Source organism: Actinomadura harenae (assembly GCF_003696215.1).
In the GTDB taxonomy this organism is placed as follows: Bacteria; Actinomycetota; Actinomycetes; order Streptosporangiales; family Streptosporangiaceae; genus Spirillospora; species Spirillospora harenae.
This window is the reverse complement of record NZ_RFFG01000124.1, coordinates 1-20,464: the sequence shown is the minus strand read 5'-3', so window position 1 is coordinate 20,464 and position 20,464 is coordinate 1. Positions and strand designations below refer to the sequence as shown.

The window sequence follows — 20,464 nt, the reverse complement described above, 5'->3', positions numbered from 1 at the left end:
CGGGGCGGGCGCCGCGGCGGGCTCGGCCGCGGGCGCGGCGGCGGGGGCGGGGACACTGCCCGCGTCGCCGATGACCGCGAGCTCGGCGCCGACCTCGACGGTCTCGTCCTCGGCGACGGTGATGCTGGTCAGGATGCCGGACGCGGGAGAGGGGATCTCGGTGTCGACCTTGTCGGTCGAGACTTCGAGAAGCGGCTCGTCGGTCTCGACGCGCTCGCCCTCCTTCTTCAGCCAGCGGGTGACGGTGCCCTCGGTGACGCTCTCGCCGAGCTGGGGCATGGTGACGGAGACCGGCATGGCTCTCAGATACTCCTTCGAGATCTCATATTCCCGGCGCGGCAGTTCAGCCGTGCACGTGCAGTGGCTTGCCGGCGAGCATCAGGTGTGCCTCGCCGACCGCCTCGGACTGGGTCGGATGCGGATGGATGAGCTGGGCGACCTCGCTCGGCAGGGCCTCCCAGTTGTAGATCAGCTGACCCTCGGTGATCAGCTCGCCGACCCGCGCGCCGACCATGTGCAGGCCGAGCACGCGGCCGCCGCGCTCGGCGATCACCCGCACCTCGCCCTGCGTCCCGAGGATCTTGCTCTTGGGGTTGCCCGCCAGGTCGTAGACCGCCTCGTCGATCTCGTACCCGCGTTCGGCGGCGACCTTCGAGGTGATGCCGACGGAGGCCACCTCGGGGTCGGAGTAGGTGATCCGGGGCACGCCGTCGTAGTCGATCGGCGCCGGGCTCAGCCCGCCCAGCCGCTCGGCCACCAGGATGCCCTCGGCGAAGCCGACGTGCGCCAGCTGAGGCGTGTCGATGAGGTCGCCGACCGCCGAGACGGACGGCACCGACGTGCGGCACAGCTCGTCCACCTTGACGAAGCCGCGCTCCAGCGCGATCCCGGCCTCCTCGAACCCGAGCCCGGACGAGACCGGGCCGCGGCCGACCGCGACGAGCAGCAGCTCGGCGTCCACGGTCGTGCCGTTCTCCAGCGTGACCGAGACGCCCTCGTCGGTGGGCTCGACGCCCTGGAACCGGACGCCCAGCTCGTACTTGATGCCGCGCTTGCGGAAGGCGCGCTCCAGTCGCTTGGAGCTGCTCTCCTCCTCCAGCGGCAGCAGGTGGGGGAGCGCCTCCACGATGGTGACCTCGGCCCCGAACGAGCGCCAGACGCTCGCGAACTCGACGCCGATCACACCGCCGCCGAGGATCACCACGGACGACGGGACGCGGCCGAGCGTCAGGGCCTGGTCGCTGAAGATGACCTTCTCGCCGTCCACCTCCAGGCCGGGCAGCGTGCGCGGGGCGGACCCGGTGGCCAGCAGGACGTGCCGTCCCTCCAGCGTCCGGGTGGAGCCGTCGGCGGCGCGGACCTCGACGGACGTCGGGGACGCGAGCCGCCCCTCGCCCTCGACGACCTCGATCCCGCGCGCCTTGATGAGCCCGGTGAGGCCCTTGACCGTCCCGGAGACGACCTTGTCCTTGTAGGCGTGGACGCCGTCGATGTCGATGCCCACGAAGTCGGCCTTCACGCCGAACGTCGCGGCCTCGCGCGTCTGGTCGGCGATCTCCGCCGCGTGCAGCAGGGCCTTGGTGGGGATGCAGCCTCGGTTCAGGCAGGTGCCGCCGAGCCTGTCGCGCTCGACGAGCGCCACGCGCATGCCGAGCTCGGACGCGCGCAGCGCGCACGCGTAGCCGCCGCTCCCGCCTCCCAGGACCACGATGTCGAAGGGGCCGCTGTCAGCCAATGTCGCTCCCTTGTCCGCCTTACGCGCCTACGGCTGGTGTGCCTCGCGCACCCGGCGGCGGCACGGGGTGACGCCCCGCCGCCAGGGAAAATCTATTCCCTTGTGCGCCGGGCGGACCCGGTCGGGGTCCGCCCGGCGGTGAAAAACGTCAGAGCTCGCCGGCGGCCATGTCCTCGGCGACCGCGACCAGCGTGCGCACGGCCGAGCCGGTGCCCGCCTTCGGCGTGTAGCCGTAGGGCTCGCCCTTGTTGTAGGACGGGCCGGCGATGTCGAGGTGCGCCCAGCGGACGCCGTCCGGCACGAACTCCTTCAGGAACACGCCCGCGACCAGCATGCCGCCCCAGCGCTCGCCGCTGATGTTGGCGATGTCGGCGACCGCGGAGTCGAGGCCCTTGCGGAGCTCCTCCGGCAGCGGCATGCCCCAGGAGGGCTCGCCGACGCGGACGGCCGCGGCCACCACCTTCTCACGGACGTCGTCGTCGTTGGCCATGACTCCCGTGGTCCGGGTGCCGAGCGCGACCAGCTGGGCGCCGGTCAGGGTGGCGACGTCGATGAGCAGGTCGGGCTCGTCCTCGCCGGACCGGACGATCGGGTCGGCCATGACCAGGCGGCCCTCGGCGTCGGTGTTGAGCACCTCGACGGTCTTGCCGCCGTAGACGGTCAGCACGTCGGACGGGCGCTGCGCGGTGCCGGACGGCATGTTCTCGGCGAGCGCGAGGTAGCCGACGACGTTCACGGCGGGCTTGAGCTCGGCGATCGCGGCGAGCGCGCCCAGCACGGCGGCGGCGCCGCCCATGTCGGACTTCATCCAGTCCATGCCCTCGGCCGGCTTCAGCGAGAGGCCGCCCGAGTCGAAGGTGATGCCCTTGCCGACCAGCGCGAGGGTCTTGGACGCCTCCGGGTGGGTGTAGGCGAGGCGGACCAGGCGCGGCGGGTTCGCCGAACCCTGCCCGACGCCCACGATGCCGCCGTAGCCGCCGTCCACCAGGGCCTTCTCGTCCAGCACCTCGATGGCCAGGCCGCCCTCGCCCGCCACCTTGGCGGCGACGCCCGCGAAGTCCTCGGGGGACAGGTCGGACGGCGGGGTGTTGACCAGGTCGCGGACCAGGGAGATCGCGGACGCGAAGGTCTCGGCGCGGCGCACCGGCGCCTCGTCGCCGGAACCGACGATCACGATCTCGGCGACCGGGCCGGGACGCTCGGAGGTGCGGTAGGAGGAGAAGCCGTAGTTGCCGAGCAGCGCGCCCAGCGCCACGGCCTCCACGTGCTCGGCGGACGTCGCGGGCAGCGCGACCGCGACCCGGGACTTGCCGGCCAGCGCGCGGAGCGCGGAGCCGGCGGCGCGGCGCAGGCCCTCGGCGTCGAGGGCGTCCTCCTCGCCGAGGCCGACGGCCACGACGAGGGCGGCGGGCAGGGCGCCGAGCGTCGGCAGCTTGACGACCTCACCGGCCTTGCCGGTGGCGCCCAGCGCCGTCAGGGAATCGGCGAGCCGCCCGGAGAGGGCGGCGTCGAGATCGTCGGCGCCGGCCGGACGGACGGAGTCCCCGGCCGGATGGACACCGACGACGATCGCGTCGGCGTCGAGAGCTGTCAGGACTGCGCTGTCAAGACTGATGGTCGTCACGTCCTCCGATGTTAGTCCTCCAGGTGACCGGTTTCGCCCTTTTGGATCAAGCATTGCCCTCATCGGACGGCCTGCGTCACCAGGGCGGCGGTCGTCGCGACCTCCACGAGCGCGCCGAGCACGTCCCCGGTGACCCCGCCGAGCCGCCGGACGGCGTGCGCCAGCGTCGCCAGCGCCACCGCCAGCGCGACCACGACGGCGGCCCCGGCCCTGACCGCGCCGCCCGTCCCGTCCGCCGCGAATCCCAGCCCCGCGGCGGCGATCACGACCACGACCGAGACGGCCGCGACGGCCTTGACCGGGACGGACCCGGCGACCAGCGCGCCCAGCCCGCCCGGACGCGCCGACGGCACCCCGGCGCGACACGCCCAGGGCAGCACGAGCCGCCCGGCGACCCCCGCGACCAGCGCGGACGCCCACGGCACCGGCGCCGACGACAGCGCCGCGACCTGGATCAGCAGGGTCAGGAGCAGCGTGGCCACACCGAACGGCCCGATGTCCGACCTCTTCATGATCTCCAGCGCGTCCCCGGCGGGCCTGCGGCTGCCGAGCCCGTCCGCGAGGTCGGCCAGGCCGTCCAGGTGCAGGGCGCGGGTCAGCGCCGCGCTCACCGCCACCGCCAGCGCCGCGCCCAGCAGGCCGCTGAACCCCAGCCCGCCCGCGACGGCCAGCGTGACCGCCATGCCACCGCCGACGACCACCCCCACCGCGGGCGCGAGGACCATCGCCCGCCGCGCGGCGTCCCGGTCCACCCGCTCGGCGCGCAGCGGGACGACGCTGAGCAGCGTCACGGCCAGCCGCGCCCCCGCGTCCCAGTCCCGCGCGCTCACGGAAGCTCCAGGACACGGCCCGCGACGACCAGCGCGACGTCCTCGGACTCGGCCGCCAGCCGCTGGTTCACACTGCCGAGGACGTCCCGGAACGCGCGTCCGACGGGCGTCGTCGGCACCAGCGACATCCCCACCTCGTCACTGACCGCGACCACCCGCGCCGCCGTCCCGCGCCACGCCTCGACCAGCTCCTCGACCCGCCCCTGGACGCGGGACGGGTCGTCCCAGGCGTCCGTCTCCTCCATGACCGCGGCCACCCAGGACCCGATGCCGTCCACCAGCACCGCCCCCGTCGCGGACGCCAGCGCGTCCGCGAGCCCGGCCGTCTCCACGGTCTCCCACCAGCCCGGACGCCGCTCCCGATGCGCCTCGATCCGCGCCGTCCACTCGGCGTCGGACGCATCACCGGCCCCAGTGGCCACATACGTCACACGAGGCTCAGCCATCAGCCGCAGCTCGGCCTCGGCCGACTTCCCCGACCGCGACCCGCCGAGCAGCAACGTCCGATGGGGCCCGGCGAGCGACCCCGTCCAGAACCCCATCCGCCGCTCGAGCTCACCGGGCGACCCGACCCGGTGATCGACATGGACGGCCCGAACGTCCGTGGCGTCCGACACCGCCCCCACCCGCCGAAGCCACCCCAGGTGCTCCGGACACCCCACGAGGTCAAGCAGCGCAGCCGAGTACACGACCCCGGCGACGGCCTCAGGCCGCTGCCCAACCCCACCGGAGACCAGCACCCGCTCCCCACCGGGCGCACGCACATCCCAGCCCCCGGGCACGTCCTGACGCGGACACTCCTCCAGGGGCACACCGTCGATCAACACACGCGTGGGCTCAAGGGCGATCCCGGCGGCGCGCGCCCGCGCGCACGACGCGCAGCGGCAACCGGGTGCGGGCCAGCCCTCCGGCCCCGCGGTTCCAGGCAGTTCGATCTTCATCCTGCCCACGACCCTATTGACCGGCGTCCACCGCCGCGCCCGCCGCCCGACCGGTTACGCTCACCGCTACCGGGCGGGTCCGAGCGGCGAAGGGGCAGTGGCGATGGCGTGGAACTGGCAGCTGGAGAAGGCCGGCGGGGAGCGGACCGGCGCGGAGGAGTCCTTCGGCACCCAGGCCGCCGCCGAGACCTGGCTGGGCGAGCACTGGCGCGAACTCCGCGAGGACGGCGTCGAGAAGGTCGTCCTCCTGGACGAAGAGGACACCGTCTACACCATGAGCCTGCTCGACCCCACCTGAGGAGCATCAACTCGCACAGGGAGAGCCCCGCAGTACCGCCCCAGCAGGGACGTGGGGGCTCTCATGCTTTGCGCGCCGCCGGAGCGCCAGCGGAGGCGGCGCGCAAAGCAGCCCGCAGGGACGCCCCCGCAGCGAAGCGAGGAGGGCATCCCTGCGGGTCCCGGGGGTGTGGGGGGTCGTCCCCCCACAGTGTTACGGCCGAGAGGCGGGGCTGACGGTCTTCGTCGGGTCGCGTTCGACGATGGGGTCGAGGACGGCGTCGATGCGCTTGAGGACGTCGGCGTCCAGCTTGACGCCGGCGGCCTTCACGTTGTCCCGGACCTGCTCGGGCCGGGACGCGCCGACGATCGCGGACGACACGTTGGGGTTCTGGAGGGTCCAGGCGATGGCGAGCTGGGCCATGGTGAGGCCGAGCTCGTCCGCGACGGGCCTCAGTTCCTGGACGCGGCGCAGGACGTCGTCCTTGACGAACTCGGAGATCATGCGCGCGCCGCCCTTGTCGTCGGTGGCGCGGGAGCCGGCCGGGGCGGCCTGGCCGGGGAGGTACTTGCCGGTGAGGGCGCCCTGGGCGATCGGGGACCAGACGATCTGGCCGATGCCCTCGCGCTCGCACAGCGGGACGACCTCGGACTCGATGACCCGCCACAGCATGTTGTACTGCGGCTGGCTGGACACGATCCGGTCGAAGCCCATCTCGTCCGCGATCTTGAGGGCGCGCTCGATCTCCTCGGCGCGCCACTCCGACACGCCGACGTAGAGGACCTTTCCCTGCCGGACGAGGTCGTCGAAGGCCCGGAGGGTCTCCTCGAGCGGGGTCTCGTAGTCGAAGCGGTGGGCCTGGTAGAGGTCCACGTAGTCGGTCTGGAGGCGCTTCAGGGAGGCGTTGGCCGACTCGAGGATGTGCTTGCGCGACAGCCCGCGGTCGTTCTGGCCGGGGCCGGTCGGCCAGTAGACCTTGGTGAAGATCTCCAGGCCCTCGCGGCGCTGCCCCTTGAGGGCGCGGCCGAGGACCTCCTCGGCCCGCGTCCCGGCGTACACGTCGGCGGTGTCGAAGGTGGTGACGCCCTCGTCGAGGGCGGCCGCCACGCAGGCGCGCGCGGCGTCCTCCTCGACCTGGGAACCGTGGGTGAGCCAGTTGCCGTAGGCGATTTCGCTGATCTTGAGGCCGCTGCGGCCGAGGCGTCGGAACTCCATGATCTGGAACCCTACGACGCGCCCGTCCCCGTGCGGCGGCCGCCCGCCCTGAGCGAGCCCCGCCCAGGCCTCGCTCAGGACCTGGGTCAGTCCTTGGTCTTCCAGCTGGTGTCGCCGATCTGGACCTGCGGCGCGGGGACGCGCAGCCGGCGGATCTGCATGGCGCGCATGGCCGCGTAGAGGCCGAGGCCCTTGCGGTCCTCACCGGGGAACTGCTCTTCGGCGAGCTTGGTCACTCCGCGCGAGAGGAGGAGGCCCTCGACGAAGACCACCAGCAGCAGCACCGGCGGCGCGAACAGCATCGTGAGCCGGACGGCCGGGATCGGCAGGAAGTTCAGCACGACCAGCGCCAGCAGCAGGTACATCAGGTACGAGCCGAAGGTGCGGCGCGAGTCGACGTAGTTGCGGGCCATCCGGCGGACAGAGCCCTTGTCCCGCTTGAGGAGGTACCGCTCCTCGCCCTTGGCCATGCCCTCGCGCGCCTTGGCGCGGTCGGTCGCCTGCTTGTCACGAAGGCGCTTGTACGCCTCCTTGCGGTTGGCGGGCGCGGTGATCGGCTGGCGCCGCTTCTTCTCGGCCTCCTTGCGCTTGGGCGTGGGACGGCCCTTGCCCCCCGGCTTGGCCACTACTTCGGGAGGAGCCTCGGGGGCATCCTGCGTACGACGTCGGAACACGGAACTCAGCCTACCGGCTGCGAACATCGTGGCTGCCTCGCGCGTTAACGCGTAGGGTGATAAGAACCCCAGCAGTGGTCATTGAGCCCAGTATTGACTGGGCCAGCCAGCACGAAGGGACCGGCGCCGCGCGATGAGCGTGATGAAGCGAATGTCGATGATCTTCAAGTCCAAGGCGAACAAAGCCCTGGACAAGATGGAGGATCCTCGGGAGACCCTGGACTACTCCTACCAGCGTCAGCTGGAGATGCTGCAGAAGGTCCGGCGGGGCGTGGCCGACGTCGCGACCTCGCGCAAGCGCCTTGAGCTCCAGATCAACCAGCTGGAGCAGCAGCAGAGCAAGCTGACCGACCAGGGCCGCCAGGCCCTGCAGATGGGGCGTGAGGACCTGGCCCGCGAGGCGCTGACGCGGCGCTCCGGCCTGGACTCCCAGTTGAACGACCTGCGGGCGCAGTACCAGCAGCTGCAGGGCGAGGAGGAGAAGCTCACCCTGGCCTCGCAGCGGCTGCAGGCCAAGGTCGACTCCTTCCGCACCCGCAAGGAGACGATCAAGGCCACCTACACGGCGGCCGAGGCGCAGACGAAGATCAACGAGGCGTTCTCCGGCATCTCCGAGGAGATGGGCGACGTCGGCCTCGCGATCCAGCGCGCCGAGGAGAAGACCGAGAACATGAAGGCCCGCGCCGGGGCGATCGACGAGCTCCTGGCGTCCGGCGCGCTCGAGGACTTCTCCGGTCCGAAGGACGACATCCAGGCCGAGCTCGACCGCATGGGCTCCGGGCCGGGCGTCGACGCCGAGCTGGAGGCGCTGAAGCGCGAGCTCGGTCAGGCCCCCGCGCCGAAGCAGCTGAACCAGGGCCAGGGCGCCCCCGGGCAGCAGCAGAACCCGCAGGCCGCCCCTCAGGCCGCTCCGCAGAGCCAGCCGCAGGGCCAGTGGCCGCAGCAGCCGGGAGGCCACCAGTGATCGTCCGCATCATGGGCGAGGGGCAGCTCGACGTCTCCGCCGAGGACCTCGCTGTTCTGAACAACCTCGACGACGCGCTGGAGACGGCGATCGAGTCGGGGGACGAGGACGAGTTCCGCAAGGCCCTGCACGGGCTGCTGGAGAACGTCCGCAAGGTCGGCAAGGCGCTGCCCGCCGACAGTCTTGAGCCGTCCGAGCTGATCCTTCCGCCGGCGGACGCCAGCATCAACGAGGTGAGCGCCATGCTCGGCGACGAGGGGCTCATCCCCGACTAGTGCGGCGTCCCGGTCCCCGGCACAAACGTCGGGGCCCGGACGTTGTACCGGTGAGAACAACTGTTGGGGACGGAGAAGAGGAGAGATGGCCCGCACGCGTTACGCCTCCGACCGGGGGTTGACGTCGCGCATGCTCGTGACGATGTTCCTGCTGGGGCTGGTCTACGTCGCGTTCGTGACGGCGTTCTTCGTGATTTCTCCGAAGCTGGGCGTCATCGGACTGGTGATCGCGCTGGTCTTCCTGTTCGTCCAGTACTTCTTCTCCGACAAGATCACCACGTTCGCGATGCACGCCCGTGAGGTCTCCCCCGAGGAGGCCCCCGAGCTGCACGGCGTGATCGACCGCATCTGCGCCATGTCCGACTCGCCCAAGCCGCGGGTGGCGATCGCCGACACCGACGTGCCGAACGCGTTCGCGACCGGACGCAACCAGAAGAACGCGGTCGTGTGCGTCACCACCGGGCTGCTGCGCCGGCTCGACCCGGTGGAGCTCGAGGGCGTCCTCGCGCACGAGATGGCCCACGTCGCGCACCGGGACGTGGCGGTCATGACGATCGCCTCGTTCCTCGGAATCTGCGCCGGCCTGCTCACCCGGATCGGGCTCGAGTTCGGCCTGTGGGGCGGCTTCAACCGCCGCAGCAACGACAACAACGCCGCGCTGATGGTCATGGCCGTCGTCGCGGTCAGCGCCGTCGCCTACGCGATCAGCTTCCTGCTCACCCGCGCCCTGTCGCGGTACCGGGAGCTGTCGGCCGACCGCGCCGCCGCGCTGCTGACCGGCCGCCCGTCCGCGCTGGCCAGCGCGCTCACCAAGGTCACCGGCGAGATCGCCCGGATCCCGACCAACGACCTGCGCGCGGCCCAGCCGTTCAACGCCTTCTTCTTCACCCCGGCGTTCGGCAAGGGCTTCAGCGTCTCGCAGCTGTTCTCCACGCACCCGACGCTGGAGAAGCGGCTCGAGCAGCTCAACAAGATCTCCGGCGAGCTCAGCAGGGGAGTGTGATGGGGTTCCTCGACGCCTTGCTCGGCCGGTCCAAGCCGGTCAAACCCGATCTCGACGCGTTGTTCGGCCTCACCACCGCCGCCGTCACCCTGGAGGCGGCGGCCGGGTTCACCCCCACCGGGCTGGGGTCGGTGTGCTTCCGGGCCGCCGAGGGCGGCGCGTTCGCCCAGCTCCAGAAGGACGCGGTCGAGCTGCTGAACTCCGGTGACACCCCGGAGGTCGAGGCCGGCCAGGACTCCTACGGCTACACCTGGCTGCTCTGCCGGCACAGCCCGGACGACCTGCCCGGCCTGGTCACCGACCTGCACGCGATCAACTCCACGCTGGAGGCGGGCGGCTTCGGCCCGCACCTGCTGTGCTCCCTGGTCGGTTTCAAGGGTCCGGAGGGGCAGCGTCTCGCGCTCGTGTACCTGTACAAGCGCGGCACGTTCTACCCGTTCGCGCCGCTGCCCGGCGACCGCCGCGACAACGCCCTGGAGATCCAGGCGCGCGGCGCGGTCGGCGCCGACCTGAAGTTCGAGGACGACCTCGGCCGCTGGTTCGCGGTCTGGGGAGCCCCCGGCCTCTGACCCGCCCTCGTCGGCCTCCTCCCGCTCGCCCTGATCCTCCCCGCGTGATCCGTCTGAACCGATCCGACCCGATCCGTTTCCGGAGGACGCCATGTGGACGCACGAGCGGTACTGCGACGCGGTCGAGCGCGAGGTCGCCGCGTTCACGGCGGCGCTGGAGGACGCGGATCCGGCCGCGCCGGTGCCGTCCTGTCCCGGCTGGGCGGTCCGTGATCTTGCCGGCCACCTCGGTGTGACGCAGCGCTGGGCGGAGGGGCTGGTGCGCACGCGTGCGACGCGTCCGATCAGCCCCCGGCGGCTCGCGGGCCCGATCCCCGAGACCGACGCCGAGTTGCGCCCGTGGTTCGCCGAGGGCGGCGCGGCGCTGGTCGCGACGCTGCGCGCCGCCGACCCGGGCATGGAGATGTGGGCGTGGGGCGGTGATCAGCACGCCCGGTTCTGGTCGCGGCGGATGGTCCACGAGGCCGTTGTCCACCGCGCCGACCTGCACTTCGCCCTCGGACGCGGCTGCACGGTGTCCGGCGAGGCCGCCGTCGACGGCATGGACGAGCTGCTGGGGAACCTGCCGTACGCGGCGACGTTCGCCCCGAAGGTCGAGAACCTGCGCGGTGACGGCTCGACGCTCGCGTTCACCGCGGACGACACCGGCGACCGCTGGACGGTCGGGCTGGAGAAGGACCGTTTCGAGTGGCGGCGTTCCAGCGCGGCCGACGACGTGCACGCCGACGCGTCCGTCCGGGCGGACGCGTCCGCGCTGTTCCTCTTCCTCTGGGGACGCCGCAAGACGGGCGATCCCGGCATCTCGGTCGCGGGTGACCGCGATCTCGTCGCGTTCTGGGCGGAGAACTCCGCGATCTGACCCGTCCGGCGACCCGCTGATCATCCGGAGACGCGGTGATCATCCAGGAACGCGGACGGCCACCGGCTCGATGCCGGTGGCCGTCGCCGACACGTCGGCCTTAGGGGCGCCGATGATTCGGCCTTAGGGGAGCGCGAGCATCTGGTCGAGGGCGACGCGGGCGTAGTGGGCGGTGTCCGGGTCCACCTCGATCCGGTTGACGACCTCGCCGCGCGCCAGGGACTCCAGCGACCAGACCAGGTGCGGCAGGTCGATGCGGTTCATGGTCGAGCAGAAGCAGACCGCCTTGTCGAGGAACATCACGTTCTTGTCCGGGTGGGCGTTCGCCAGCCGCCGGACGAGGTTCAGCTCCGTGCCGACGGCCCAGGACGACCCGGACGGGGCGTTCTCGATCGTCCGGATGATGTACTCGGTCGAGCCGATCTGGTCGGCGTTGGTGACGACCTCGTGCTTGCACTCCGGGTGGACGAGGACGTTCACGCCGGGCACCCGCCGCCGGACGTCCTCCACCGAGTCGAGGCTGAACCGGCCGTGCACCGAGCAGTGCCCGCGCCAGAGGATCATCCTGGCGTCGCGCAGCTGCTGCCCGGACAGGCCGCCCTCGGGACGGTGCGGGCTGTAGACCACGCAGTCGTCCAGTGAGAGGCCCATCTCCAGCACGGCCGTGTTGCGCCCGAGGTGCTGGTCGGGCAGGAACAGGACCTTCGAGCCCTTGCTGTAGGCCCAGTCCAGCGCGCGCTTGGCGTTGGACGAGGTGCAGACCACGCCGCCGTGGCGTCCGACGAACGCCTTGATGTCGGCGGAGGAGTTCATGTAGGTCACCGGGACGACGTCGTCGGCGATCCCGGCGTCCTCCAGGACCTCCCAGCACTCCTCGACCTGGTCGAACGTGGCCATGTCGGCCATGGAGCAGCCCGCCGCCAGGTCCGGCAGGACGACCTGCTGGTGCGCGGCGGTGAGGATGTCGGCGGACTCGGCCATGAAGTGGACGCCGCAGAACACGATGTACGGGGCGTCCGGGCGGGCCGCGGCCTGCTGGGCGAGCTTGAACGAGTCCCCGGTGACGTCCGCGAACTCGATCACCTCGTCCCGCTGGTAGTGGTGGCCCAGCACGAACACCTCGCCGCCGAGCGCGGCCTTGGCGGCGCGGGCGCGCTCCACCAGCTCCGGATCGGACGCGGGCGGCAGCTCGCCGGGACAGTCCACGCCGCGCTCGCTGGCGGGGTCGGAACCCGTGCCGAGCAGCAGCAACGGAAGATCGCGTACGGGGGTGGTCACGGGATGCTCCCTCCTGCGACGGAGCCTTATCGTCGCTTTGACGACTAATAATCGCACATTGCGGACCCGGGGCGGCCGGGGTGTGAGCGAGGTCTCGCCGTGAAAGACTGGTGGGAGATGGAATGGCCATGGGCCGAGGTACGTTGTTCTTCCAACAGGAGACTGCGGAAGCGCCCCTAAGCGATTCCGCCGGCCGTCCTCCACGAACTGGCGAAGAACCGTCGCCTCGGCGGCGCTGTGAGACCCGGGAGCACATCACATGACGGTTTCGGGCGAGACCACGCAGGAGACCACGCAGCAGGGCGTCGTGCTGACCGACGCCGCCGCCGAGAAGGCGAAGGGCCTGCTGGAGCAGGAAGGGCGTGACGACCTCGCCCTGCGCGTCGCCGTCCAGCCGGGCGGCTGCTCGGGCCTGATCTACCAGCTGTTCTTCGACGAGCGCGAGATGGACGGCGACATGGTCCAGGACTTCGACGGCCTCAACGTCCGGGTGGACCGGATGAGCGCCCCGTACCTGACCGGCGCCACCATCGACTTCGTCGACTCCATCGAGAAGCAGGGCTTCACGATCGACAATCCCAACGCCTCGGGCTCCTGCGCCTGCGGCGACTCGTTCAACTAGGACGGGCTCCGGAAGGCCGGTGCGGCGACCGCCGCGCCGGCCTTTTCGCGTGCCCGCGCGGGCCATCCCCGGGGCATCCCGGATGTCCGTGCGGACCGGCCGGGGGCGTTCCGGGTGTCCGCCCGAGCGGTCCGTGAGGCCGTCCGGCGCGCCGGTACGGCCCGTCCGGGTGGCCCGGTGCGGACGTGGCGCTTCGGTTGCGCGCCTCGCCGTCGCGGGAAGTAGCCTCTTGGGGTTTCCTACAGCCGGTGACAAGCCGGACGCCACACCACGAGGAGAGCGACGCCGTGCGCATCGCCGTAACTGGCTCCATCGCGACCGACCATCTGATGACCTTCCCGGGTCGCTTCACCGACCAGCTGATGCCCGACCAGCTCGACCGGGTGTCGCTCTCGTTCCTGGTGGACGAGCTGGAGATCCGCCGCGGCGGCGTCGCGGCCAACATCTGCTTCGGCATGGGCAGCCTCGGCCTCACGTCGTTCCTGGTCGGCTCGGTGGGCGACGACTTCGCCGACTACCGCTCGTGGCTGGAGCGGCACGGCGTCGACTGCGGATCGGTGCACATCTCCGAGCTGCACCACACCGCGCGCTTCCTGTGCACCACCGACCAGGACCAGAACCAGATCGCCAGCTTCTACACGGGCGCGATGAGCGAGGCCCGCGAGATCGAGCTGCAGCCGGTCGCCGAGCGCGTCGGCGGGCTGGACCTCGTCCTGGTCAGCCCGAACGACCCGGAGGCCATGCTCCGGCACAGCGACGAGTGCCGCACCCGCGGCATCGCGTTCGCCGCCGACCCGTCCCAGCAGCTCGCCCGGATGGACGGCATTGACGTCCGCCGCCTCCTCGACGGCGCCGCGTACCTGTTCACCAACGAGTACGAGAAGGCCCTCTGCGAGGAGAAGACCGGCTGGTCCGACGCCGAGATCCTCGACCGGGTCGGCGTCCGCATCACCACCCTCGGCGCCAAGGGCACCGTGATCGACCGCAAGGGCGAGGAAGGGCTGCACGTCCCCGGCGTCGTCGTCGACAAGGTCGTCGACCCGACCGGCGGCGGCGACGCGTTCCGCGCCGGCTTCCTCACGGCCACCGCCTGGGGCCTCCCGCTGGAGCGCGCCGCCCAGGTCGGCAACCTCGTCGCGGCCCACGCCCTCGAGGTCCCCGGCGGCCAGGAGTACTCGGTCGTGAAGGAGCGCTTCATGGCCCGCTTCGCCGGCGCCTACGGCGAGGACGCCGCCGCCGAGGTCGCCGTCCACCTCGCCTGAGCGAGCCCGGGCACGACGGTGCGCCGCGTCCCCGAGGGGCGCGGCGCACCGTTTCCGCTCAGTACGAGCGGCGGATGTGGAAGCCCCAGCCGCTCTGGGGGAGGGTCTCCTCCCAGACGAACTCCTGGGACTTCATGCGGCACCACGCCGGGATGTCGGTGTGCGCGGCCGGGTCGTCCGCCAGGACGGAGATGATCTGCCCGACCGGGATCTCGCGGATCCGCTCGGCCAGCATGATGATCGGGATCGGGCACTTGCGGCCCAGGGCGTCGATCACCAGGACCGGGGGAGTGGCCCCGGGCGGCGCGACGGGCGGCGGCGGGACGGTGTCCCGCGGCGGCGCCTCGTCCTTGCGCGAACGACCTCGGAACCTCATGGGCGCGTCCGCCTTCCCGTCCTCGCGGTGAACATGGGGGTCATGCGCCGGTCACCCCGGCGGCCGCGCGCAGGCGGGCCACGGCGTCCGGCAGGACGGCGAGGAACCGCTCCACGGCGGACGGCTCCGCGCCCCGCGGCAGCGATACCCGGACGTTCCCGTGGGTAATCACGCCCATCGCCTCCAGAACATGACTCGGACGCAGCGTATCGGCCGTGCAGGAGCTGCCGGACGAGACGGCGAAACCGAGCCGGTCCAGTTCGGTCAGGAGCGCCTCGCCCTCCACGTAGAGGCACGAGAACGTGACCAGATGCGGCAGCCGCCGCACCGGGTCGCCGACGACCTGGACGTCGGGCACCGTCTCCGGCACCCGCTCCCTGATCACGTCGACGAGGCCGGACAGCCGGGGGGCCTCCTCGGCCATGTCGGCGGCGAACGCCTCGAGGGCGGCGGCGGCGCCGATGATCGCCGGGACGTTCTCGAAGCCGGGGACGCGCCGTCCCTCGCGCTCGTCGTCCGGCATCGGGGAGCGCCAGCGCGTGCCCTTCCGGACGACCAGGACCCCCACGCCGGGCGGCCCGCCCCACTTGTGCGCGGACGCCGTCAGCAGCGACCAGCCGTCCGGGAGGGGCGTCCGGCCGATCGACTGGGCCGCGTCCACCAGCAGCGGGACCCCGGCGGCCCGGCAGGCCTCGGCCGCCTCGGCGACCGGCTGCACCGTCCCGACCTCGTGGTTCGCGGACTGGAGGCAGGCGAGCGCCGTGTCCGGGCGCAGCGCCGCCGCGAACGCGGCCGGGTCGACCCGGCCGGTCTCGTCCACGCCGACGACCGTGACCTCGCCGCCGTCGCGCTCGTGGGCCTCGGCGGCGTGCAGGACGGAGGAGTGCTCCACCGCGCCCACCACCAGGTGCCGTCCGACACGCCGACGCGACCGCAGGGAGCCGAGGATTCCCAGGTGGACGGCCTGGGTACCGGACGTCGTGAACGCCACCTCGTCGGCCCGGACGCCGAGCACCGCCGCCACCCGCGCCCGCGCGCGGTCGAGCTCCAGCCGGGCCGAGCGCGCCGCGCCGTAGAGCCGCGCCGGATCGGCCCAGGCCGTGTCGAGGGCGCCCAGCAGCGCCGACCGTCCCGCGGGATGGAGCGGCTCGGCCGAGGCCGCGTCGAAGTATCCGGCGCTCACGGGGAACACCCGCCACAGACCGGGACATAGGGAAAGGCGCTCAGCGGGGGACGCGCCCCGCGGGCGCCGACGCACACCGTCCTGCCCGGTCCGGAGCGGACGCGGGGGCGGTCAGCACATGCTCGAGCCACGCCAGAACCCTAACCGGGCACCCCGGGAGGGGACTCCCGCACCCTCGCGCTAGTGTGTCCCCCAAACGTGTAACAACTGATCTCACCGCCCGGGAGTTCCCTGGGCTCTCATCCGTGGGGAAGGCATTCCGTGAGTCCGACCCGCTCTGGGGAGCGGCGTACGCCTGTGCGCAGTCGCCGCGCAATCAAAAGCGCCGGCGCGCTAGGTCTGCTGGCGTTGTCCGCAACCGCGTGCAGCGGTCAGGCGTCCCGCCTGGGCATGCCCGAGCCGATCAGCGACCAGGCCGAGCGCATGCTGAAGCTCTGGCAGGGCTCCTGGATCGCTGCGTTCTCGGTGGGCGCCGTCGTCTGGGGCCTGATCATCTGGGCGGTGCTGTTCCACCGCAAGCGCTCCAACGACCTGCCGCCGCAGGTCCGCTACAACATGCCGATCGAGATCCTCTACACGGCGGTCCCGTTCGTGATCATCGGTGTGCTGTTCTACTTCACCGCGCGCGACGAGTCCTACGTCGAGAAGACCACCAAGAACCCGGCGGTCACCGTTGACGTGACGGGCTTCCAGTGGAGCTGGCAGTTCGACTACAAGGAGAAGAACGGCGGTCAGGAGACGACCGTCGCCTCCGTGGTCGGCACTCCGGTCGCGCCGAACGCCCCGGCGGGCGCCAAGCCCGTCATGGTCGTCCCCTCGGACCGGACGATCCGCGTGCGGCTGCACGCCAACGACGTCATCCACTCGTTCTGGGTCCCGGCGCTCCTCTACAAGAAGGACGTCATGCCGGGCTACACCAACGAGTTCGAGTTCACCGCCCGCAAGCAGGGCATCTACGAAGGCCGCTGCGCCGAGCTCTGCGGCGTCGACCACAGCCGGATGCTGTTCCAGCTCCAGGTGGTCTCGCCCGACCAGTACACCTCGTGGCTGGCACAGCAGAAGGCCAAGGCGACGGGGGGTGTCAAGTGACCGCGATCAGCCACGCGCCGACCGCGCCGGTCGCCGCGTCCAGGACCCGTAAGGGCCGCCTGGTCGCCGACTGGATGTCGACGACCGACCACAAGAAGATCGGGTACCTGTACCTGATCACCTCGTTCATCATGTTCCTGTTCGGCGGCGTCCTCGCGCTGGTCATGCGCGCGGAACTGTACAAGCCGGGCCTGCAGCTGGTGAGCAACGAGCAGTTCAACCAGCTGTTCACCATGCACGGCACGATCATGCTGCTGATGTTCGCGACCCCGCTCTTCGCGGGCTTCGCGAACGTGATCATGCCGCTGCAGATCGGCGCTCCGGACGTCGCGTTCCCGCGCATGAACATGCTGGCCTACTGGCTGTTCCTGTTCGGTTCGCTGATCGCCATCGCGGGCTTCCTGACCCCGGGCGGCGCCGCCAGCTTCGGCTGGTTCGCCTACTCCCCGCTGTCGGACGCCGTCCGCTCGCCGGGCATCGGTGGCGACATGTGGGTGATGGGCCTCGCCATGTCGGGCTTCGGCACGATCATGGGCGCGGTCAACTTCATCACCACGATCCTGTGCATGCGTGCCCCCGGCATGACCATGTTCCGGATGCCGATCTTCGTGTGGAACATCCTGCTGACCTCGATCCTGGTCCTGCTGGCGTTCCCGGTCCTGGCCGCCGCGCTGCTGGCGCTCGAGGCCGACCGCAAGTTCGGCGCGCACGTGTACGACGCCTCGCACGGCGGCGCACTGCTCTGGCAGCACCTCTTCTGGTTCTTCGGACACCCAGAGGTGTACATCATCGCGTTGCCCTTCTTCGGCATCGTGACCGAGATCCTGCCGGTGTTCAGCCGCAAGCCGGTCTTCGGTTACATCGGCCTGGTCTTCGCGACGATCTCCATCGCGGGCCTGTCGATCACCGTGTGGGCGCACCACATGTTCGTGACCGGCCAGGTGCTGCTGCCGTTCTTCTCGTTCATGACGTTCCTCATCGCCGTCCCGACAGGTGTGAAGTTCTTCAACTGGGTCGGAACGATCTGGCGAGGGCAACTAACGTTCGAGACGCCGATGCTCTGGTCGATCGGCTTCCTGGTCACCTTCCTCTTCGGTGGCCTGACCGGCGTCATCCTGGCGTCCCCGCCGATGGACTTCCAGCTGTCGGACTCCTACTTCGTGGTGGCGCACTTCCACTACGTCGTGTTCGGCACGGTCGTGTTCGCGATGTTCGCGGGCTTCTACTTCTGGTGGCCGAAGTTCACCGGCAAGATGCTGAACGAGCGGCTCGGCAAGATCCACTTCTGGCTGTTGTTCATCGGCTTCCACGGCACGTTCCTGGTCCAGCACTGGCTGGGCGCCGAGGGCATGCCCCGCCGGTACGCCGACTACGCGAGCGAGTTCACGGGCCTGAACCAGGTCTCCTCGATCTTCTCGTTCATCCTCGGCGCGTCCATGCTGCCGTTCTTCTACAACATCTACATCACGTGGAAGAAGGGCAAGCGGGTCGAGGTCGACGACCCGTGGGGCTACGGCTCGTCCCTGGAGTGGGCGACCTCCTGCCCGCCGCCGCGGCACAACTTCAACTCGATCCCGAAGATCCGTTCCGAGCGTCCGGCGTTCGACCTGCACCACCCGCACGTGGGGGCGAAGGGCGAGCCGATCAACATGTCCAACAGGGCGGCTCTCGTCAAGGAAGAGCCGGCCACCGGGCACGCCACGGAAACGGAGGAGTAGCCGATGCGCGTTCAGGCGTTCATGTTCTACGGGTGCGCGGTCTTCTTCCTCGCCACCGACGTCGTCTACTGGCTCTGGTCGAAGGACTGGACCGGCACCACGGCGCTGGCCCTCGCGGTCGGCCTCTCGGGTCTGATCGGGTTCTACGTCCACTTCACCATCCGTCGTCTCGAGGGCGCCAACGGCGGCCCGCTGTACGAGGACGACCCGGAGGGCGAGATCGCGGACGCCGCCGGCGAACTGGGCTTCTTCAGCCCGCACTCGTGGTGGCCGCTGTACATCGGCGGTTCGGCCGCGTTCGTGTCGCTCGGCATGGTGTTCGGCTGGTGGATGGTCCTGCTCGGCGCCGCCGGGCTGATGCTGTCGACCGTCGGCCTGGTCTTCGAGTACTACCGGGGGCACTTCGCCCACTGATCCACGGTGTCACCGGTTCGCGTGAGCGGGCCGGTGACGTGGAGGACGGCCGGTCGCCAGGCCGCGCGACCCGGAGCACCGATCCGGTAAAGCGATCTTCAAAGGGGCCTGTGCCTGCGATTTCGCAGGCACAGGCCCTTACATAATGGGCGTCGTCTCGGGGTACGACACTCTATGGACAAGATCGTATACGGACAGTGACATTGCGGGGGTTGCGGTGCGGGTCGGCAGGCTTGTACATACGGCCCGGCGCCGCCGGGCCACGCTGGAGCTGGTCGGAGGGACGGTCGCGTGCGCCGCGCTGACCGTCGGGGGACTGGCGGGCTGCTCGGGCGGCCAAACGGATCTCACCGCGAACGCGGTGCACCTGGACGTCTCGCCCGCGAACGGCGGCGACGGCCTGCGCCCGGACTCGGTGATCCAGGTCGCCGCGGACCGCGGCACCGTCGAGAACGTCACGGTCACCCACAAGGGCGCGCCGGTCGAGGGCGACCTGAGCGCGGACCGGACGCGCTGGAAGGCCCGCTGGACGCTCGACCCGGGCACCAGCTACACGGTCACCGCGACCGGTCTCGGCGTCGACGGCAGGACCCACACGGTCACCAGCGACTTCAACACCGCCAAGGTGAAGAAGACCCTGGACGCGGCGCTCGACGCCCCCTACAACAAGGAGGTCGTCGGCGTCGGGATCCCGATCGTCCTGCGGTTCCAGCAGGGCATCGCCGACCGGGCCGCCGTCGAGCGGTCCCTCGAGGTGAAGTCCGCGAAGCCGGTCGAGGGCGCGTGGCACTGGTTCGACGACCAGACCGTCGTGTTCCGGACGAAGGAGTACTGGCCCGCCCACACGAAGGTGTCGTTCCGCGCGCACCTGAGCGGCGTCCGGGCCGGGAAGGGCCTGTGGGGGAGCAAGGACGTCAAGGCCGACTTCCGCATCGGCGACTCCCACATCAGCAAGGCGAGCGCCGTCACGCACATGATGTCCGTGCGGCGCAACGGACGGCTCGTCCGGACGATCCCGGTGAGCATGGGACGCGGCGGGGTCGAGAAGTACACGACGACCAACGGCCTGCACCTCACCATGGAGAAGGACGACCCGGTCATCATGGACTCCGCGACCACGGGGTGCGGACCGGGCTGCCCCGGCTACTACCGGGAGACGGTGTACGCGGCCGTCCGGATCTCCAACAGCGGCGAGTACGTGCACAGCGCGCCGTGGTCGGTCGGCGACCAGGGCAACTCGAACGTCAGCCACGGCTGCGTGAACGCCAGCCCGGAGAACGCGCGCTGGTTCTACAACCTCTCCTACCGCGGCGACCCGGTGCGTATCGTCGGCACCTCCCGCGAGCTGGAACCCGACAACGGCTGGGGCTTCTGGCAGGAGTCGTGGAAGAAGTGGGTCCAGGGCAGCGCCCTGAAGCAGTCGGTGACCGCGGGCCCGCAGGGCAACGCCCCGGTCCGTCCGGACGGCTCGGGGGCGGCGGACGCGTCGGGCTCGGCCCCGGCGCCGAGCGCCTCGCCGGGCGCGGCCCCCTCGGGGGCGAGCGCGGTCCCGACGA

22 protein-coding genes are annotated in these 20,464 nt (G+C 71.1%); 12 read left to right on the top strand and 10 right to left on the bottom strand.

The annotated features are described in order from the left end of the window. The 5 genes from EBO15_RS37580 to EBO15_RS37560 all read right to left on the bottom strand — a co-directional run. On the bottom strand, nucleotides 1-297 hold a 297-nt coding region (locus tag EBO15_RS37580), incomplete at its 3' end, for a biotin/lipoyl-containing protein (protein WP_325051974.1). A 46-nt stretch (nucleotides 298-343) separates the two neighbouring features. Next, nucleotides 344-1,735, bottom strand: coding sequence for a dihydrolipoyl dehydrogenase (lpdA, locus tag EBO15_RS37575; RefSeq protein ID WP_122199241.1), 1,392 nt, complete (start codon nucleotides 1,733-1,735; stop codon nucleotides 344-346). Nucleotides 1,736-1,883: 148 nt separating this feature from the next. Further along, nucleotides 1,884-3,413, bottom strand: a complete 1,530-nt coding sequence (locus EBO15_RS37570) for a leucyl aminopeptidase (protein WP_122199240.1) — start codon at nucleotides 3,411-3,413, stop codon at nucleotides 1,884-1,886. Between the two features lie 5 nt (nucleotides 3,414-3,418). After that, entirely contained in the window at nucleotides 3,419-4,189 is a 771-nt protein-coding gene (locus tag EBO15_RS37565; protein WP_122199239.1) for an adenosylcobinamide-GDP ribazoletransferase, read from the bottom strand. Further along, nucleotides 4,186-4,806 (bottom strand): bifunctional adenosylcobinamide kinase/adenosylcobinamide-phosphate guanylyltransferase, encoded by a 621-nt coding sequence (locus tag EBO15_RS37560; protein WP_233616726.1) that lies wholly within the window; start codon nucleotides 4,804-4,806, stop codon nucleotides 4,186-4,188. The genes EBO15_RS37565 and EBO15_RS37560 overlap by 4 nt, the downstream gene beginning before the upstream one ends. Nucleotides 4,807-5,233: 427 nt before the next feature. Here EBO15_RS37560 and EBO15_RS37555 point away from each other — a divergent pair, with 427 nt between their 5' ends. Next, entirely contained in the window at nucleotides 5,234-5,428 is a 195-nt protein-coding gene (locus tag EBO15_RS37555; protein ID WP_122199238.1) for a hypothetical protein, read from the top strand. A 192-nt stretch (nucleotides 5,429-5,620) separates the two neighbouring features. Here the strand turns inward: EBO15_RS37555 and EBO15_RS37550 are convergent, their stop codons facing one another. Next, nucleotides 5,621-6,622, bottom strand: coding sequence for an aldo/keto reductase family protein (locus tag EBO15_RS37550; RefSeq protein WP_122199237.1), 1,002 nt, complete (start codon nucleotides 6,620-6,622; stop codon nucleotides 5,621-5,623). A gap of 86 nt (nucleotides 6,623-6,708) precedes the next feature. After that, nucleotides 6,709-7,296, bottom strand: a complete 588-nt coding sequence (locus tag EBO15_RS37545) for a DUF3043 domain-containing protein (RefSeq protein WP_233616725.1) — start codon at nucleotides 7,294-7,296, stop codon at nucleotides 6,709-6,711. Between the two features lie 133 nt (nucleotides 7,297-7,429). Here EBO15_RS37545 and EBO15_RS37540 point away from each other — a divergent pair, with 133 nt between their 5' ends. From EBO15_RS37540 to EBO15_RS37520, 5 genes are all read left to right on the top strand, one after another. Then, on the top strand, nucleotides 7,430-8,260 hold the full coding sequence (locus EBO15_RS37540; RefSeq protein WP_122199235.1) for a PspA/IM30 family protein: 831 nt from the start codon (nucleotides 7,430-7,432) through the stop codon (nucleotides 8,258-8,260). Next, the gene (gene pspAA / locus EBO15_RS37535; RefSeq protein ID WP_122199234.1) at nucleotides 8,257-8,535 is read left to right on the top strand and encodes a PspA-associated protein PspAA; all 279 of its coding nucleotides are present in this window, start codon (nucleotides 8,257-8,259) and stop codon (nucleotides 8,533-8,535) included. The genes EBO15_RS37540 and pspAA overlap by 4 nt, the downstream gene beginning before the upstream one ends. An 85-nt stretch (nucleotides 8,536-8,620) precedes the next feature. Further along, on the top strand, nucleotides 8,621-9,538 hold the full coding sequence (gene htpX / locus EBO15_RS37530; RefSeq protein ID WP_122199233.1) for a zinc metalloprotease HtpX: 918 nt from the start codon (nucleotides 8,621-8,623) through the stop codon (nucleotides 9,536-9,538). Then, nucleotides 9,538-10,107 (top strand): PspA-associated protein PspAB, encoded by a 570-nt coding sequence (gene pspAB / locus EBO15_RS37525; protein ID WP_122199232.1) that lies wholly within the window; start codon nucleotides 9,538-9,540, stop codon nucleotides 10,105-10,107. Before htpX ends, pspAB begins: the two co-directional genes overlap by 1 nt. Before the next feature lie 91 nt (nucleotides 10,108-10,198). After that, nucleotides 10,199-10,966 (top strand): maleylpyruvate isomerase family mycothiol-dependent enzyme, encoded by a 768-nt coding sequence (locus EBO15_RS37520; RefSeq protein ID WP_122199231.1) that lies wholly within the window; start codon nucleotides 10,199-10,201, stop codon nucleotides 10,964-10,966. 123 nt (nucleotides 10,967-11,089) lie between these two features. On the opposite strand, the gene nadA is transcribed toward EBO15_RS37520, so the two are convergent. After that, nucleotides 11,090-12,244, bottom strand: a complete 1,155-nt coding sequence (nadA, locus tag EBO15_RS37515; protein ID WP_122199230.1) for a quinolinate synthase NadA — start codon at nucleotides 12,242-12,244, stop codon at nucleotides 11,090-11,092. 259 nt (nucleotides 12,245-12,503) lie between these two features. Here nadA and EBO15_RS37510 point away from each other — a divergent pair, with 259 nt between their 5' ends. Further along, complete coding sequence (locus tag EBO15_RS37510) at nucleotides 12,504-12,866, top strand: HesB/IscA family protein (RefSeq protein ID WP_122199229.1); 363 nt, start codon at nucleotides 12,504-12,506, stop codon at nucleotides 12,864-12,866. Nucleotides 12,867-13,153: 287 nt separating this feature from the next. Next, on the top strand, nucleotides 13,154-14,128 hold the full coding sequence (locus EBO15_RS37505) for a carbohydrate kinase family protein (RefSeq protein WP_122199228.1): 975 nt from the start codon (nucleotides 13,154-13,156) through the stop codon (nucleotides 14,126-14,128). Between the two features lie 58 nt (nucleotides 14,129-14,186). On the opposite strand, the gene EBO15_RS37500 is transcribed toward EBO15_RS37505, so the two are convergent. Both EBO15_RS37500 and EBO15_RS37495 read right to left on the bottom strand, forming a co-directional pair. Beyond that, nucleotides 14,187-14,504, bottom strand: coding sequence for a sulfurtransferase TusA family protein (locus EBO15_RS37500; protein WP_122199227.1), 318 nt, complete (start codon nucleotides 14,502-14,504; stop codon nucleotides 14,187-14,189). Nucleotides 14,505-14,544: 40 nt separating this feature from the next. Further along, nucleotides 14,545-15,687, bottom strand: coding sequence for a cysteine desulfurase family protein (locus EBO15_RS37495; protein ID WP_233616724.1), 1,143 nt, complete (start codon nucleotides 15,685-15,687; stop codon nucleotides 14,545-14,547). A gap of 261 nt (nucleotides 15,688-15,948) precedes the next feature. On the opposite strand from EBO15_RS37495, the gene ctaC reads away from it, so the two are divergent. The 4 genes from ctaC to EBO15_RS37475 form a co-directional block, all read left to right on the top strand. After that, the gene (ctaC, locus tag EBO15_RS37490; protein WP_456047892.1) at nucleotides 15,949-16,776 is read left to right on the top strand and encodes an aa3-type cytochrome oxidase subunit II; all 828 of its coding nucleotides are present in this window, start codon (nucleotides 15,949-15,951) and stop codon (nucleotides 16,774-16,776) included. Continuing rightward, nucleotides 16,773-18,494, top strand: coding sequence for an aa3-type cytochrome oxidase subunit I (gene ctaD / locus EBO15_RS37485; RefSeq protein WP_456047891.1), 1,722 nt, complete (start codon nucleotides 16,773-16,775; stop codon nucleotides 18,492-18,494). The genes ctaC and ctaD overlap by 4 nt, the downstream gene beginning before the upstream one ends. A gap of 3 nt (nucleotides 18,495-18,497) precedes the next feature. Beyond that, complete coding sequence (locus tag EBO15_RS37480) at nucleotides 18,498-18,908, top strand: cytochrome c oxidase subunit 4 (RefSeq protein WP_122199224.1); 411 nt, start codon at nucleotides 18,498-18,500, stop codon at nucleotides 18,906-18,908. A 217-nt stretch (nucleotides 18,909-19,125) separates the two neighbouring features. Further along, a partial coding sequence (locus EBO15_RS37475; RefSeq protein ID WP_233616722.1) for a L,D-transpeptidase occupies nucleotides 19,126-20,464 on the top strand: 1,339 nt, incomplete at its 3' end.